The following is a 17,530-nucleotide window of genomic DNA, read 5'->3' as shown; positions in this document are numbered from 1 at the left end:
GATGAGCGCAGCCAGCCCACCCGAGCGCGCACTCCTGCCGATCGCCACCGGTGCCCAGACCCTCGCGGTGGTCCGTGCGTTGCTGCGCCCCCAGCGCCTCCTCGCGGTGGCCGCGGTGACCGTGCTGGTCATCGGGACAGGCATCGGCCTGCTGACCGCCCCGCTGCTCGGCCGTATCGTCGACCTGGTCGTCGAGCAGGCCGGAACCGGCGCGCTGACGGTGCCGATGGTGCTGTTGCTGGCCGTGGCGGTGGCCCGGGGCATCGCGACCGCGATCGGCAGCTCGCTGGTCGCCCGGCTCGGGGAGACCGTACTCGCCAGCGTGCGGGAACGGTTTATCGAGCGGGCGCTGCGGCTGCCGCTCGAACGCGTGGAGCAAGCTGGTTCGGGCGATCTGACCTCGCGGGTGACCGGTGATGTGACGGTGGTGACGAAGGCGGTGCGCCAAGCGCTGCCGGAGTTCAGCCGCTCACTGCTCACCATCGCCCTGACGATGGTCGGACTCGCCGTACTGGACTGGCGCTTCCTGCTCGCCGTGCTGCTGAGCGTGCCGATCCATGTCTTCACCGTACGGTGGTATCTGCCGCGCGCCGTGCCCGTGTACGCCAACCACCGGGTGGCGACCGGCGCGTTGCAGCACCAGCTTCTCGACAGTGTGGGCGGCGTGCGGACGGTGCGCGCGTTCCGGCTGAACGGGCGTCACGCGCAGCTGCTGGAGCAGCGGTCGCAGGACGCCGTCGATCTCGCGCTGCGCGGTATCCGGCTGGTGACGGGGTTCTTCTCGCGGCTCAACCTCGCCGAGTTCGTCGGCCTGGCGGCGGTCCTGGCGACCGGATTCGTGCTGGTCGACCGCGACGCGGTGAGCATCGGTACGGCGACGGCGGCGGCGCTGTACTTCCACAGCCTGTTCAACCCCATCAACGCCGCGCTCTTCCTGATCGACGAGGCGCAGTCCGCCGGGGCGAGCCTGGCGCGGCTGGTCGGTGTGTCGAACCTGCCGCCGGAGGCCGAGCCCGAGCGGCCCGCCGAGCCGGTGGACGGCTCGGTCAAGGTCGCGTCGCTGAGTCACGCGTACGTGCCGGGGCACCCCGTGCTGAGCGATGTCGACCTGGAGGTACGCAGCGGGGAACGGGTCGCCCTGGTCGGCGCGAGCGGGGCCGGGAAGACCACGCTGGCGAAGCTGATCGCCGGAATCCACCAGCCGTCATCGGGGACGATCGCCCTCGGTGGCGTGGACTCCGGTGAGCTCGGTCCGGCCGGTACGCGGCGGACCGTGGCACTGATCAACCAGGAGGTGCACGTCTTCGCCGGTCCGCTCGCCGACGACCTGCGACTGGCCCGCCCCTCGGCCACCGACGACGAACTGCGCGCCGCGCTGGCCAAGGTCGACGCGCTCTCCTGGGCCGACGCGCTGCCTGAGGGCATCGACACGGTGGTCGGTGAGGGCGGGCACCGGCTCACGGTGACGCAGGCGCAGCACCTCGCGCTGGCCCGCCTCGTGCTGGCCGACCCGCCGGTCTCCATCCTGGACGAGGCCACGGCCGACGCGGGCAGCGCGGGCGCGCGCACGCTGGAGGCGGCGGCCGAGCGGGCGATGGAGGGGCGTACGGGGCTGCTGGTCGCTCACCGGCTGCCGCAGGCGGCGGCCGCGGACCGGATCGTCGTCCTCGACGAGGGCCGCGTCGTGGAGACCGGCACGCACGACGACCTGGTGGCGGCGGACGGCCACTACGCGGCCCTCTGGTCCGCCTGGTCCGCCACCCGCCACCACCCGACCCCAGTCCCAGTCCCCGCACTGTCCGAGCCACCCGCCCCGGTCCCGGACCCGATCCCGGTCCCGCGAACAGCGGTCCCCTGACGGCCTGTTCCGCAACCGCGACCGGGCACCCACCGCCACCTGGCACACCCTCTCCACGCCCCACCGAAGGCCCCCGCACCCCGGGGGCCTTCGGCCATGCCCACGCGACGGTGTAGCCATCAGGACCGTAGTCGGCCGACACAGCCGATCGCCCTGGGCCGTCACGTCGGCCGGTCAGGGCAGCACAGGCCGTTCGGCGTCCGAGCACCCCAGCGATCACAACCGCTACCTGCGAAACCACGAAGCGCTCCCGGCTACGCCACGATCCGGGGCCCACCTGCCACGCCCACTCGACGTTCGGCATACCTCCTCGACTCGCCGAGCGAAGCAGGCGCCTCCCACCCGAGGTTCAGGAAGCCGGGGCGAGGGTGGGCGCGCACGGGCGTCCGCGTCGCACCCCGGGTCGGAGCAGCGCCCGCCCGCTGCGAAGCAGCCGGGCACTGTGCCGCGACCGCAGGCGCCGGGACCCCCGAGCGGGGCGGCTCCGCCCGTACCTCGCGACCCGCGGATCAGACCGCGCGCTGTGAAGCAGCCGCGTCGCCGTGGTTCTTGTGATCGTCCGGTGCCGGAGGGCCTCGCACAGCGCCTCGTGTTCGGGCGCAGGCCGAGAGGGCGAGGGTGCGGCCACCGGGCGAGGCGTACCCGCCACGCGCGCGAAGCCGCGGGGGGATGTGGGGGCACCACGGCGTCGTCGCGCGCGAGCGAAGGGCGGTGGGGCCCGCGCTGTTACGCAGGTCGCCGCCTGCCCGGGGATTTCCTGGGCAGGCGGCGAGCGGTGGTGCTGTGGGGGTGGTCAGGCCTGTTGGCTGATCAGGCTTGCGGGGCGGAGGTCGGTCCAGTGGGTTTCGACGTAGGACACGCAGGCCTCGCGGGTGTCGTCACCGAACGCGGTGCGCCAGCCCGCCGGTACCTCGGCGAAGGCGGGCCACAGCGAGTGCTGGTTCTCCTCGTTGACCAGGACCAGGTAACGGGCCTGCGGGTCCTCGAACGGGTTGGTGGTCATGCGTCACTCCTCATCGACATCACAGCGAACAGCTCCGAGAGCGGCTGTTCCGGGGCGGCTGCCGCATGGCGCAGCAGCCTCTGAAGTTCTTCGGTCAGCTGCTCGGCCTTCGCCTTGCCGAGCAGTTCGGTCGCGTAGATCAGAGCGCAGTGCACCGGGCCGTCGTCGCGCGGCTCGTAGAAGCTGAGCGTCAGCTCCGCCTTCGTCGAGCCGGTGGTCACGACGTCCAGCTGGCCGACCCCGCCCTCCAGTTCGGCGAGTCGCGCCTGCTCGTGGTGGATCACCATGACCTGCGGGCCGGTGGGCGGCAGCCCGGTCGCCCGGACGACATCGTCGAACGGGACGTCCTGCCGGTCCAGCGCGCCGAGCGTCGTCTCCCGTACCCGGGTCAGCAGCTCGGCGAAGGTCGGGTCACCCGCCGTGTCGGTGCGCAGCACCACGGTGTTGAAGAAGCAGCCGACCAGGTCGGCCAGTTGGTCGTCGGTGCGACCGGCGACCATGGTGCCGATCGGCAGGTCGGTGCCCGCTCCGTGCGCGGTGAGCACGGCGGACAGTGCCGAGTGCAGCACCATGAACATGCTGGTGCCAGTCGCCTGGGCCAGCCGGTCCACCTCGGCGTGGAGCTGCTCGTCGAGGGCGAATCCGACGTGGTCGGCGCCTCGGTGTGGCACCGCCGGGCGTGGCCGGTCCGAAGGCAGCGCCAGTTCGGCTGGCAGGTCCGTGAGGGTCCGCTGCCAGTAGGCCAGTTGGCGGCCGCCGACGCTGTCGGGGTCGGTCAGGTCGCCGAGTACCTGGTGGGCCCAGTGGGTGTAGTCGGCGTAGCTCACCGGTAGCGGCGCCCAGTCGGGTTCCTGACCGCGGGTCCTGGCGGCGTAGGCCGTGGTGAGGTCGCGGAACAGGGGGACCACCGACCACTCGTCCACGGCGAGGTAGTGCATGGTCAGCAGGACGGCCTGGGTGCCGTCCGCGCCGGTCAGCAGTCGGGCCCGTACGGGTGGCTGGCGGGTCAGGTCCGGTGCCTGGGCGGCGAGTTCGGTGAGCTTGGCCTCCAGGTCGGTGCAGCGCAGGGCCTCCAGGGCGGGCGGTGCGACGTCGTCCTGGTAGACCGCCCCGTCCCGCTCGGCGAAGACCGTGCGCAGCGGCGCGTGCCGGGCCACCACGTCGCCGAGCGCGGCCGCGAGCGCGTCGGAGTCAAGGCCGCCGCCGGGCGAGCGCAGGACGAGCGCGTGGTCGTAGCCCGCGTGCCGTCGGTACGACGACCACTGCCACCGCTGTACGGGGGCGAGAGGCTGGGCCCCGCCGTCCGCTGGCCGCTCGGCCGGACTGAGCGGGGGCCTGGCGGCCGCCGCCCCCGCCAGCTTCTCGGCGAGACCGGCGACGGTCAGCGCGTCGAACACGTCCCGGATGCTCAGTTCGGCCCCGAAGACGGAACGGATGCGTCCCAGCAGCCGCATCGCCGCCATCGAATGGCCGCCCAGCGCGAAGAAGTTGTCGTGCACGCCGACGTCCGTCAGCTGGAGGATCTCCCCGAACAGCTCGGCCAGCCGGGCCTGCGCGGCCGTGGCCGGGCGGGCGTCGCCGGTCAGTCGCGTCCAGTCGGGCGCGGGCAGCGCCTTGCGGTCCAGCTTGCCGTTGGGGGTCAGCGGCAGCGGGCCGTCCAGCGGCACCACGAGGGCGGGCACCATGTACTCGGGCAGCAGCCCGGCGACATGGGTGCGCAGCGCCCGCGGGTCGAGGGCCGAGGCGTCGCCAGCCGGTGCGGCGTAGCCCACCAGGCGCACGATGTCGCCCGTACGGTCCGGCAGGACGACCGCCTGGCCGACCGTCGGATGCCCGGCGAGCGCCGCCTCGATCTCGCCCAGCTCGATGCGGAAGCCGCGGATCTTCACCTGGGTGTCGACCCGGCCGAGGAAGTCGAGCGTGCCGTCGTGGCGCCACCGGACCCGGTCTCCGGTGCGGTACATCCGGCTGCCAGCAGGCCCGTACGGGTCGGCGACGAACCGCTCCGCGGTCAGCCCGGGCCTGCCGAGGTAGCCGCGGGCCAGGCCGCGCCCGGACACGTACAGCTCACCCGGCACGCCCGGGGGGACCGGGCGGAGACGGTCGTCCAGCACGTAGCAGACCGTGTTGGGGTCGGGGTGGCCGATCGGCACCCGGCCGGTCGGCCTGCCACCCGCCTGGCGGGCGGGCCAGAGCGTGGAGTTCACCGTGGCCTCGGTCAGGCCGTACGCCGCGATCAGGTTGGCCGTGGCGCCGAAGCGCTCGAAGAGGTCCGGTGGCACGGTCTCCGTGCCGACCAGGATGGTCGACCCCTCGGGCAGTTCGCAGCCCGCGGGCAGCGCCGACACCAGCGAGGGCGGCAGGATCATGTGGCTGATCCGCTGGTCCGCCAGGAAGTCGGTGAGCGCGGGTCCCGCGACGCGTGCCTCATCGGAGATGAGGACGAGTCGGCCGCCCTGGCACAGCGCCATCGACAGCTCGAACACGAAGACGTCGAAACCGATCGACGCGAACTGCAGGACCCTGCTGTCGCGTTCCAGGCCCATCCGGTCGACCGCGGTGGCCACCAGGCTGGCGATGCCCTCGTGCGGAACGACCACGCCCTTGGGGCGGCCGGTCGATCCGGAGGTGTAGATCACGTAGGCGGCCTGGTGCAGGCGCACCGGGGGGACGTCCGGCGTGGTCTCGGGCAGCAGGGCGAGTTCGGCGGTGGTCTCGGGCGCGTCGAGCAACACCACGGACGTGCCCGCCACTTCGGGGATCTTCCCGGCCACCGGCTCGGTTCCCACGACGAGGGTGGCTCCGGAGTCCTCGATCATGTAGCGGAGCCGGTCGGCGGGGTGGGCCAGGTCGAGCGGGAGGAACGCGGCGCCCAGCTTGAGTACGGCGAGCACCGTGGCGACCATGTCGGCCGAGCGGGGCACGGCCACGCCGACCACGCTCTCGGCGGCGACCCCGCGCCCGGCCAGCAGCTGGGCGATACGGGACGCGCGGGCGTCCAGCTGGGCGTAGCTGACGGACCTGGCGCCGTCCACGACGGCCACCGCGTCCGGCCGCTCGGCGAGCCGCTGGGCGAACAGCGCGGGCAGCGGGGCCTCGTCGACCGCGCGGGCCGTGGCGTTGAAGCCCTCCAGCACCAACCGCCGTTCGTCGGCGGCGAGTACCTCGGCCTGGGAGACCGGGGCCTCCGGCTCGCTCACCACGGCCGCGACGAGCCGTCGCAGGCGCTCCCCGAGCCGCTCCGCGGTCGCCTGGTCGAACAGCTCGGTGGCGAACTCCAGACGGCAGCCGAGCGCACCCACGTCCCCGTCTCCGTCGACGGCGCCAGCCCCGGCCCCGCCCGCTGGCACCTGCTCGGTGAAGCTGAACACGAGGTCGAACTTGGCCGACTTGATCCGGAACGGCTGGTACTCCACGGCGAGTCCGGGCAGCTCCAGCGCGTCCCCGGTGCGGCTGTGGTAACCCACCATCACCTGGAACAGCGGGTTCCGGGAGAGCGAGCGGGTCGGGTTGAGCCGCTCGACGACGGACTCGAAGGGGACGTCCGCGTGCGAGAACGCGGCGAGGTCGGTCTCCCGGACCCGTGCCAGGAGTTCGGTGAAGCTGGGGTCGCCGCTCAGGTCGGCGCGCAGCACCAGGGTGTTGACGAAGAAGCCGACCAGGTCGTCGAGCGCCTCGTCGCTCCGTCCGGCGATGGGCGAGCCGAGCGGGATGTCCGTTCCGGCGCCCAGCCGGTGCAGCAGCGCGGCGACGGCCGCGTGCACCACCATGAACATGCTGGCGCCGCTCTCCCGGGACAGCCGCTTCAGGCCCCGGTAGGACGTGCCGTCGAACTCGATGTCGAGCTCGGCACCGGTGAAGGACGGACGTGCCGGACGGGGCCGGTCGGCGGGCAGCTCAAGCTCCTCGGGCGCGCCCTCCAACGCCGTGCTCCAGTAGTCCAGTTGCCGGGCGGCCAGGCTCTGCGGGTCGGCCGGGTCACCGAGGAGACGCTGCTGCCACAGCGCGTAGTCGGCGTACTGGACGGGCAGCGGCTCCCAGTGCGGCGCCGTGTCGGACCGCCGGGCGGCGTAGGCCGTGGCGAGGTCGCGCAGGAACGGCCGGTCCGACCACTCGTCGGTGGTGATGTGGTGCAGCAGGGTGACGAGGATGTGGTCGTCGGGCGCGATCTCGATGACGGTCGCGCGCAGCGGCAGTTCGACGGCGAGGTCGAACGGGCGGTTGACGGCGGCGTCGATGAGGGCCGCCGCATCCTCCTCCCGCGCCCGCACCACGTCCACCACGGGCCGCGCCTGCTCAGCGGGCAGGACGCGCTGGAAGGCCTGGCCGTCGCGCTCGGCGAAGACCGTCCGCAGCGCTTCGTGACGGGCTGTCACATCAGCGAGTGCCGCGCGCCACGCGTCCACGTCGAGCGGTCCGCGCAGCCGCATCACCAGCGGGAAGTTGTACGCGGCCGAGGTGCACTCGATCTGCTGGATGACCCACAGCCGCTGCTGGGCGTGCGAGAGCGGCAGCTCGGCGGGCCGCTCACCCGCGGTCAGCGCCGGTCGGTCGGCGGTGGGTGCGCCACTCGCGCGCTCCACCAGCTCGGCGACGGTCGGCGCCTCGAACAGGTCGCGGATCGCGAGTTCCGCCGAGAGGGCGGTACGGGCCCGGCTGATCAGCTTCGTCGCCAGCAGCGAGTGGCCGCCGAGGTCGAAGAAGTCACTGTCGATGCCCACGCTGCCCTCGGGGAGTCCGAGTACCTCGGCGAAGAGCGCGCAGAGCGTCTCCTCACGGGGCGACCGGGGCGGGCGGCTGCTGCTCGACCCGGTGAAGTCGGGGGCGGGCAGGGCCTTCACGTCCAGCTTTCCGTTGACGGTCAGCGGGAGCGCCTCGACCGGCACCAGCGCGGCCGGGACCATGTAGTCCGGCAGCCCGGCCTTCAGGTGCTCGCGCAGCGACGCGAGCAGCCGCTCGCCCGCCGTGTCGGCCTCGCCCTCGCTCTCGCCCAGTACGGCAGGGTCCGTCGGCACGACGTACCCGACCAGGCGCTTGGAGCCGGCGCGCTCCGCCACCACGACCGCCGCGTGCGCGATCTCGGGATGTGCGGCCAGCGCGGAAGTGATCTCGCCCAGTTCGATCCGGTAGCCGCGGATCTTGACCTGGTCGTCGGTGCGGCCGAGGAAGTCGATGAGACCGTCCGGACGCTGGCGTACGAGGTCGCCGGTCCGGTACATCCGCTCGCCGGGCTCGCCGAACGGGTCCGCCACGAAGCGCTCCGCCGTCAGCCCGGGCCGGTCGTGGTAGCCGCGGGCCAGGCCGGTCCCGGCGATGTACAGCTCGCCGGGGCTGCCGGGCGGGACCGGGCGCAGCATCGCGTCGAGCACGTACGCCCGGGTGTTGCGGATCGGCATACCGACGGTGGGGGTGGCGCTGTCCGTGGTGGAGCCGCCGAGTGTGTTGATGGTGTACTCGGTCGGCCCGTACAGGTTGTAGCCGTAGGTGCCGTCGGTGCGGCGCAGCCGCGTCCACACCGCGTCGGAGACGGCCTCGCCGCCGAGCAGTACCAGCGCGGGCCGGTGGCGGCCCGCCTCCTGGTCCTCCTCGAGCAGGCCCTCCTCGATGAGCAACTGGGCATAGGTGGGCGTGACGTTGACGACGTCGACACGGTGCTCGTCGCAGTAGGCGACCAGCGCCTCGGCGTCGCGGCGCAGGTCCTCGTCGCAGATGTGCACCTCGTGGCCCTCGACGAGCCAGAGCAGCTCCTCCCAGGACATGTCGAAGGCGAAGGACACGGTGTGGGCGATACGCAGCCGCCGTCCGCCCGCCGCCGCGATCGCCGGGTCGAATATCTCCCGCTGGTGGTTGAGCTGCATGTTGGTCAGGCCCCGGTACGGCGTGACGACGCCCTTGGGGCGGCCGGTCGATCCGGAGGTGTAGATGACGTACGCGGGGTGCTCCAGGCGGCCCGGCACACCGTGCGCGAACGCGGGCCGCTCCGCGTCCGTGACCTCCCCGGGCGGCAGGTCGGCCAGCTCCGCCGTGACGGCCGCGTCGTCGAGCTGCACCTCGGGCGCCAGGGCGCCGGAGTCAGCGCGCAGCGTCGGCGCGACGGCCGTCGTCGAGAGCAGGCACAGCGGACCGGTGTCCTCGACCATCAGCCGCAGCCGGTCGGCGGGGTGGTCCAGGTCGAGCGGCAGATACGCGGCGCCGGTGCGCAGTACGGCGAACAGCGCCACGACCATCTCGATCGAGCGGGGCAGAGCCAGCGCGACGACCTTCTCCGGGCCCGCGCCGCGCGCGAGGAGCAGCCGGGCCAGCCGGTTGATCCGCGCATCCAGTTCGGCGTAGGTCAGGGTGCGGTCGCCGAACACCAGCGCCGTCGTGTCCGGAGTGTGGGCCGTCTGGATGGCGAGCAGGTCGGCGATCGTCTCGTCGGTCACCGGGTGGCGGGTGTCGGCCCGTTCGGCGGCCAGCGCGGCGCGCTCTTCGGGCAGCAGCAGGTCGACGTCGTGGGTGCGGACGGCGGCCTTGGCTCCGGGCGTGAGGGCGTCGGCGGCGAGGGCGGCGGCGGCGAGGGCGGCGGCCAGCCGCTCCAGGACGGTCGTGAAGCGGGTGAGGATCTTCGTCGCGTCGTCGGCGTCGAACAGGTCGGGCCGGGCCGCCAGGGTCACCCGTAGCCGGGTCTCGGGGGTGACGATCAGGGTGAGCGGGAAGTGGGTGCCGTCCACGTTGGACACGTCGGCGATGCCGTGCCGCTGGCTGAGCGCGGCAGCCCGGTCCTCGCCGTCGGCCGAGCGGAGCACGAACAGCGTGTCGAAGAGCCGCCGGTGGCCGGTCTCCTGCTGCAACGCGCCGAGGCCCACATGCTCGTACGGCATGACGGCCGCGCGCTCGGACTGCATCCGGCGCAGCAGGTCCACCAGCGTCTCGCCGGGGGCGAAGGCGACCCGGGTCGGCACGGTGTTGAGGAACATGCCGATGACCCGCTCGACGTCCGGGAGGTCGGTGGGCCGTCCGGCGACCGCCGTGCCGAAGGCGACATCGCTCCGGCCCACCACGGCCGACAGGACGAGGCCCCAGGCGGCGTTCAGCACGGTGTTGAGGGTGAGTCCGTGGCGGCGGGCGAGCGCCCGCAGCCTGTCACTGGTGTCCTGCTCCAGCACCGCGTCGAAGTCGGCCGGGATCACCGGTTCGCCGTCGCGACCGGCTGGTGCCACCAGGGTCGGCTCGTCGAATCCGGCGAGCGCCGTGCTCCAGGCCGCCAGGGCGGCCGTGTGGTCCTGCTCGTCCAGCCAAGCCAGGTAGTCGCGGTAGGAGCCCGCGGGCCGCAGCCCGGTGGCGTCACCGGCGCGCTCGTACAGCGTGAACAGCTCTTCCAGGAACAGCCAGGCGGACCAGCCGTCCCACAGGATGAGGTGGTGGGTGACGACGAGCTTGTCCCGGCCGCCGGGCAGCCGGATCAGCAGCAGTCGGCACAGCGGCGGTGCGGCGAGGTCGAAGCGCTGCTGGCGGTCGGCTGCCAGCAGGGCGTCGACGCGCGCCTGCTGGTCGGCGGCGGCCACCTCGGAGAGATCGACCTCGGTGAGCGGGATCTCGGCCCCGTCCACGATGAACTGCACGGGCCCTGGCAGGCCCTCGCTGGTGAACCCGGCGCGCAGGCCGGTGTTCCGGGCGAGCAGGGTACGGGAGGCCGCCCGCAGCCGGTCGGCGTCGACCCGGCGGTCCATGTCCAGGGTCTCCTGGGACAGGTAGACGTCCAGGGTTCCCACGTCGTAGCTGGCGTGGAAGTACATGCCCTCCTGGAGGGGCGAGAGGGGCCAGATGTCGGCGACCGGGAGTCCCCCGGCCGTCTGGGCCACCTGGTCCTGCTCCTCCTGGGTGAGCACGAGCCCGCCCAGCGGCTTGGCGGGCGCCGGGGATGCCGGGGTTGCCTCGGGGCCGGAGGAGGCGGCGGTGGAGGCGGCGACGAGCTGGTCGAGCAGGGCTTGCAGGGCCGGGTCGACGGTGTCGCCCGACTGCTGGGCCAGCATGGCCTGGAGGGCGGCCGCGGCCTGCCCGGCGTCCGCCGCGGCCACCGTCACGCCCGGCGCGGCGGCTTCGCCGACGGGCTCGGCGGGCTCGGCAGGCTCGGCAGGGACCGCTTCGGTCCTGGCGATGGCGGCGAGCGCGGCCGGAGTACGGCTCGCGAAGACGTCGCGCGTGGTGATCGTCAGTCCCTTCTCCCGGGCCTGGGTGGCCACGGCGATGGAGGTGAGGCTGTCACCGCCCAGCACGAAGAAGTCGTCGTCCGCGCCGACTTCGCGCAGCTTGAGTACGGCGGCGAACACCTCACAGAAGGCGCGCTCGCGGTCGTCGCGCGGCGCGCGGCCGCCGGTCACGGCTGCCTGCACGGGGGCGGGCAGGGCGCTTTGGTCCAGCTTTCCGCTGGGCGTCAGGGGCAGTTCCGACAGGATCACGAGGGCGGACGGCACCATCGTCGCGGGCAGCGCGTCGCTCAGCGCCGCGCGCAGGACGTCGGCGTCCAAGGCGTCGGCGGGCGCCTCCGGCAGGCGTACCGCGTAGCCGACGAGTGCGCCGTCCCGTACGGTCACGGCTGCGGCCGCGACGCCCGGCTGGGCCGCCAACGCGGCCTCGATCTCGCCGAGTTCGATGCGGTTGCCGCGTACCTTCACCTGGCGGTCGGTACGGCCGAGGTACTCGATCGCCCCGTCCGCACGCCGTCGTACCAGGTCGCCGGTCCGGTACATCCGCTCCCCCGGCATGCCGTACGGATCGGCCACGAACCGGTCGGCGGTCAGGGCGGGGCGGTCGTGGTAACCGCGGGCCAGCTGGACCCCGGCGAGGTAGAGCTCACCGGGTACGCCGTCGGGGACCCGGCGCAGGAAGGGGTCCAGGACATGCAGGCGGGTGTTCCAGACCGGGTGCCCGATCGGGACCGCCAGCTCGTCGCCGCCCTCGTAGGGGAACCAGGTGACGTCCACGGCCGCCTCGGTGGGCCCGTACAGATTGTGCAGCGGCACCGGGCCGCCGTGCGCACGGCGTGAGGTCAGCTCCCACCAGCGCCGGGCCACGTCGCCGGTGAGCGCCTCGCCACTGGCGAAGACCCGGCGCAGGCTCGCGGCCCAGTCCCCGGCGCCTGGCTGGTCCGCGGAGGCCTCCATCGCCTGGACGAACGCGGCCAGCATCGAGGGCACGAAGTGCAGCGTCGTGACGCGCTCGGCCCGGATCAGCTCGGCCAGGTAGGCGGGGTCCCGGTGGCCGTCCGGCCGGGCGAGTACCACCGTGGCGCCTTCCACGAGGGCCCAGAAGAACTCCCACACCGACACGTCGAAACTGGACGGCGTCTTCTGCAACACCCGGTCGTCAGCGGCGAGTCCGTACTGGCCCTGCATCCAGGCGAGCCGGTTGACGATCGCCCGGTGTGTGACCACCACGCCCTTGGGGCGGCCGGTGGATCCTGAGGTGTAGATCAGGTAGGCGGGGTGGTCGGGGTCCGCGGGGGTGACCGGCAGGGCGGGGAGGTCCGTGACGTCCGCGAGGTCGTCGAGTACGAGCCGCTCGAGCCCGGCCGCCTCAGGGAGCCGCCCGGCCACCGCGGACGTGGTCACGACGGTCCGCGCGCCCGAGTCGGCGAGCATGAACGCCACCCGGTCCGCGGGGTAGTCCGGATCGACGGGCAGATAGGCGGCACCCGACTTGAGTACGCCCAGCAGCGCGACCATCAGTTCGGCCGAGCGCGGCACGGCGACCGCGACGAACCGCTCCGGGCCCGCGCCGCTGGCCCGCAGCCGCCGGGCCAGCAGTTCGGCGCGCCGGTCGAGTTCGGCGTACGACAGGGTGCTGCCGGCGAAGACCACCGCGTCGGCGTCCGGCGTGCGGGCGGTCTGCGCGGCGAAGAGGGAGGCGAGGGTCGCGTCGGGCACGGGGCGCGCGGTGGCGTTGAGCGCGCCCAGGCGCTCGTGCTCGCGCGGGGAGAGCAGGTCGAGTTGGGCGATGCGCTGGTCGGGTTCGGTCACCACGGTCCACAGCAGCGACTCGAAGCGTCTGGCGATGGCCGCCACCGCGAGTTGGCTGAGCCGTGCGGCGTCGTGCTTGAAGCGCAGGGCCAGTGCCCCGGCAGGCAACGTTTGCCCGTTAAGGAGCGGCGTCCGGTGCGTGCTCTCGGCGTGCCGGGTGCGAGCCCTCGTACTGGATGTACTTGGGCTTGTGCCCGGTGCGCCGAGAGTGCGTGCCGGGCGTCGCGACGGGGCGAACGTTGCCTGTTGGGGCACTGGCTGCTCGCCGGGGTGGATGATCAGGGCCAGCGGGTAGTGCACGGCGTCGAAGACCTCGACGCTGGTGATGCGCGGCGCGTCCGCGTCCGCATCGGCGGGCTCTTCGGTCGGGTAGTTCTCGAACACCACCAGGGTGTCGAAGAGTTCACCGCCGCCGGTGAGTCGCTGGATGTCGGCGAGTCCGAGGTGCTGGTGGTCCAGGAGCCCAGCGTGCTCGTCCTGCACCCGCTGCAGCAGCTCGGTGAGCGAGTCGTCCGGCCGCGTCCGCACCCGTGCGGGCACGGTGTTGATGAACAAGCCGACGGCGGAGTCCAGGCCGTCGACCTCGGTGGTGCGGCCGGACACGGTGGTGCCGAACACCACGTCCGAGCCACCGGTGAGTCCGCCGATGAGCAGGCCCCAGACGCCGTGCAGCACGGTGCTCAGGGTGAGGCCGTGGGTGCGCGCGTACGTGGCCAGGTCCGCGGTGAGTCCCTCCGGCAGCCGGACGTCGATGTGCTCGGGGCGGGCGGGTGCCGCCCCGCCCTGACCCGCGTCGCCGCTCGGCGCGATCAGCCGGGTGGGTCCCTCGAGTCCGGCCAGCGCCTCGCGCCAGGCGTCGCGGGCGGCGTCCCGGTCCCGGTCGGCGAGCCAGGCCAGATACGAGTACGGGGCGGGCGGGGCCGGGAGCTCCGCGCCTCGGTAGGCGGCGAGCAGTTCGCGCAGCAGGACCGTCACCGACCAGCCGTCGGCGATGATGTGATGCAGCGTCAGCAGTAGGCGGTGGTGCTGCCCGTCGCGGATCAGCGTGGCCCGCAGCAGCGGCGGCCGTGCGAGGTCGAACCCTTCGGCCCGGTCGGCGCGCAGCTGTTCGTCCAGCGCGCCGTCGGCCGTCGCGTCGTCGGCCGACCCGTCCCCCGCCAGCTGCACCTCACGCCACGGCAGCGTGACGTCGTCGGCCAGCCGCTGGACGACCTCGCCGCCCGGAAGCTGGGTGAACGACGCGCGCAGCAGCGGATGCCGGTCGAGTAGCGTCTGCAGGGCGCCCCGCAGCCGGTCGGCATCGACGGGTCCGGCGAGGTCGAGGAGTTCCTGGACCACATACAGGTCGGCGGCCTCGGCGTCGAACCGCGCGTGGAAGAAGAAGCCTTCCTGAAGCGGGGACACCGGCAGCGCGGCCTCATCGAGGACGCTCACATCCGGCCGCACCGGTCCTGGGCCTTCGCCGGGCGCGGCGGTGCCCGCCACGCTGGCGAGCGCCGCCACCGTACGGCGCCGGAACACCTCGCGCGGGGTGAGCGTCAGACCGGCCTCGCGGGCGCGGTTGACGAGCTGGATCGCGACGATGCTGTCGCCGCCGAGCTCGAAGAAGCTGTCGTGTACGCCGACCACCGGCAGGCCGAGCACCTCGGCGAACAGCCCGGCGATTACGGCCTCTTCGGGGGTCGTGGGCGGGGCGTCTCCGGCTGTGGCCGTCCACTGGGGCTCGGGGAGCGACCGGGTGTCGAGCTTGCCGTTGGGGGTCAGCGGGAGCGGGCCGTCCAGGATGACGACGGCCGACGGTGCCATGTAGTCCGGCAGGGTGTCCGCCACGCTGGCGCGTGCCGTCGCGACGGCCGCCGCGGTGTCGTCCGTACCGGCCTCGCCCACCAGGTAGGCGACCAGGCGGTGCACGCCACGGTGGTCGTCGCGTACCAGGACGGCGGCCTGGGCGATGCCCGGGCAGGCCATGAACGCGCTCTCGATCTCGCCCGGTTCGATTCGGTGGCCGCGGATCTTGAGCTGGCCGTCGGCGCGGCCGAGGAACTCCAGGTTGCCGTCGGCGCGCCAGCGGACGCGGTCACCGGTGCGGTACATCCGCGCGCCGGGTGCGCCGAACGGGTCGGCGACGAAGCGCTCCGAGGTCAGTCCGGCGCGCCCGAGGTAGCCGCGGGCCAGTCCGCGCCCGGCGACGTACAGCTCGCCCTCGACGCCCACGCGGACCGGGCTCAGCGCCGAGTCCAGTACGTAGCAGCGGGTGTTGGGGTCGGGGCGGCCGATCGGTACCGGGCCCTGCCAGTTGGGGTCCGCGGGCCACAGCGTGGAGTTGACGGTGGCCTCGGTCAGGCCGTAGGCGACGACGACTCGCAGGCGTCCGGCCCAGCGGGCGATGAGTTCGCCGGGCACCGCCTCGGTGCCGACCACGAGCACCGCGCCCTCGGGGAGTTCGCAGTCCTGCGGCAGCGCCGCGACCAGCGACGGCGGCAGGATCATATGGGTGGCCTGGTGTTCTTCGATGTACTCGGTGAGGGCGGGCCCGGCGACCCGGCGCTCGGCGGGGACCACGATGACGGTGCCGCCGACGCACAGGGACATGATCAGGTCCCAGACCGTCACGTCGAAGCCGACGGAGGCGAACTGCACGACGCGGCTGGTGGCGTCGATGCCGATCCGGTCGGTGGCGGTCGCGATCAGGCTGCCGACGCCGTCGTGGGTGACGACGACTCCCTTGGGGCGGCCGGTGGAACCCGAGGTGTAGATGACGTACGCGGCCTGGTCGAGGACGACCGGCAGGCCGGGCCGGGCGCTGTCGGCCGAGGCGAGCGCCGCGAGCGTGGCCGCGTCGTCGATCAGTACGCGCTCGACTCCGGGGATCTCGGGCAGCTCGGCGGCGAGTTCGCCGGTGGTGACGACGGCCCGGGCGCCCGCGTCGGAGAGCATGTAGGCGAGGCGGTCCTGCGGGTGGTCGGCGTCCAGAGGCAGATACGCGGCTCCCGCCTTCATCACCGCCAGCAGGCAGCTGACCAGTTCGGGCGAGCGCGGCAGCGCGACGGCGACGATGTCCTCGGGGCGCACCCCGCGGGCGATGAGGTGGTGTGCCAGCCGGTTCGCGGCGGCGTCGAGTTCCGCGTACGACAGCTCGCGGTCCTCGCAGACGAGCGCGACGGCGTCCGGCGTGTGCCGCACCCGCTGTTCGAAGGCGGCGGGCCAGGACAGTTCGGGGACTTCGCGGGGCGCGGACCCGAACTCTTCGAGCAGCTCGGCTCGTTCAGTGGCGGACACCAGCGCGATGTGCGCCAGGGGCTGGTCCGAGTCGGCCGCGAGTGCGTCCAGGAGCAGCAGGAAGCGGCGCTCGTGGTCGGCGAGTGTCTGGGGGTCGCAGGCGTCGGCGTCGGCGTCGAGGTCGATACGGAGGCCGTCGCTGTCGCCGGTCTCGGTGAAGCTGATGGCCAGGTCGCTGACCGGTCCGAGCCACAGCGGGTGGAGTTCGGCCCGATGGTCGCCGAAGCGCAGGTCACCGGCGCGCGGCAGGACGTTGACCGTCGGGCCGACCAGCTCCGGGACTCCGTCGACGAGGCCCAGATCTCTGGCCAGGTCCTCGGCGCGGTAGCGCCCGTGGGCGACGGCCCCGGTGATCTCCTGGTCCACGGCCGCCACGAGCGCGGCCATGGTCATCTCGCCGCGGACCGCCAGGCGCAGCGGAAGGACGTTGGAGGCCATGCCGGGTACGTCCCGCGCCGCGGCGTCCAGCCGGGCCGCGACCGGCAGGCCGAGTACGAGGTCGCGCTCGCCGGTGACCCGGTGCAGGTAGGCGGCGACGGAGGCGACCAGCAGGCGGGACGTCTTGGCCCCCACGCGGCGGGCCGCGTCATCCAGCCGGGCCGCGCGGCCCGGCGATAGCTCGACCGTGCGCCGTAGCCGTCGGGTCATGGGTGTGGCGGAGCGCTCGACCAGGCGGACGGGCTCGGGGCGGTCGGCCAGCCGGTCCAGCCAGTACGCGCGGTCGGTGCCGGACTGAGGGGACGCGCGGTAGGCGAGGTCGGAGTCGACGAACCGGGACAGCGCCCAGTCGCGCGCGGGGGGCGCGTCGGCGGCGGGGGTGCCGCCCAGGGTGTAGAGCTCGCCCGCGCGACGGGTGATCAGGGCTACGCCCATGCCGTCGAGCACGATGTGGTGGTAGCGCTGATACCACAGGACGCGGTCGTCAGCGACGCGGAGCAGCGCGTGTCCGAACAGCGGGCCGTCCGCGAGGTCGAGGGGCCGGGTGCGGTCGGCGTCCATCCAGTCCGCCGCCGCGGCGCTCGGGTCGGGCTCGCCGCGCAGGTCAACCAGCGGGACGTGGACGGGGAACGGCGTGGGCGTCTGCCGTGCTCCCCTGCCCTCGGGGCTGATCCGTACGTGCAGGCACTCCGCCTCCTCGACCGCCTGCCGCACCGAGGCGGCCAGGCGGTCGAGGTCGGTGTCGCCCCACAGTTCCAGGGAGAACGCGATGTGGAAGACCGAGCTGTCGGGCTCGATCTGCTGAGCCAGCCAGATGCCGGTTTGGGCACCGGTCACGGGGGTCCCCAACTGGGGTATCCCGGACGCGGATGTCCGGTCGGACTCGGCCTCGCGCATGGTTCGGTTCGCCTTCCCTGGTCGTACGTTCAGCGGTGGTGCGGTGAGATAGGG

Annotated in this window: 3 protein-coding genes; 1 reads left to right on the top strand and 2 read right to left on the bottom strand. The window is 73.4% G+C overall.

Annotated features, from left to right (window positions below; genetic code table 11):
• Position 1 precedes the first annotated feature (1 nt).
• Positions 2-1,858 carry an ABC transporter ATP-binding protein gene (locus GCN81_RS15195; protein WP_156725145.1) on the top strand — a complete coding sequence of 619 codons (1,857 nt, stop codon included), beginning with the start codon at positions 2-4 and terminating at the stop codon, positions 1,856-1,858.
• Positions 1,859-2,651: 793 nt separating this feature from the next.
• On the opposite strand, the gene GCN81_RS15190 is transcribed toward GCN81_RS15195, so the two are convergent.
• Positions 2,652-2,861, bottom strand: a complete 210-nt coding sequence (locus GCN81_RS15190) for an MbtH family protein (RefSeq protein WP_156725144.1) — start codon at positions 2,859-2,861, stop codon at positions 2,652-2,654.
• Positions 2,858-17,476 carry a non-ribosomal peptide synthetase gene (locus GCN81_RS15185; RefSeq protein ID WP_156725143.1) on the bottom strand — a complete coding sequence of 4,873 codons (14,619 nt, stop codon included), beginning with the start codon at positions 17,474-17,476 and terminating at the stop codon, positions 2,858-2,860. The genes GCN81_RS15190 and GCN81_RS15185 overlap by 4 nt, the downstream gene beginning before the upstream one ends.
• Positions 17,477-17,530: the final 54 nt, after the last annotated feature.

This window comes from Streptomyces apocyni, from assembly GCF_009739465.1.
GTDB classification, from domain to species: domain Bacteria; phylum Actinomycetota; class Actinomycetes; order Streptomycetales; family Streptomycetaceae; genus Streptomyces; species Streptomyces apocyni.
Note: the sequence above shows the minus strand (reverse complement) of the source record. Positions and strands in the feature narration are given on the sequence as shown.

Coding starts and splice junctions, on each gene's coding strand:
- GCN81_RS15195 (WP_156725145.1), top strand. CDS start 2: ATGAGCGCAGCCAGCCCACCCGAGCGCGCACTCCTGCCGATCGCCACC.
- GCN81_RS15190 (WP_156725144.1), bottom strand. CDS start 2,861: ATGACCACCAACCCGTTCGAGGACCCGCAGGCCCGTTACCTGGTCCTG.
- GCN81_RS15185 (WP_156725143.1), bottom strand. CDS start 17,476: ATGCGCGAGGCCGAGTCCGACCGGACATCCGCGTCCGGGATACCCCAG.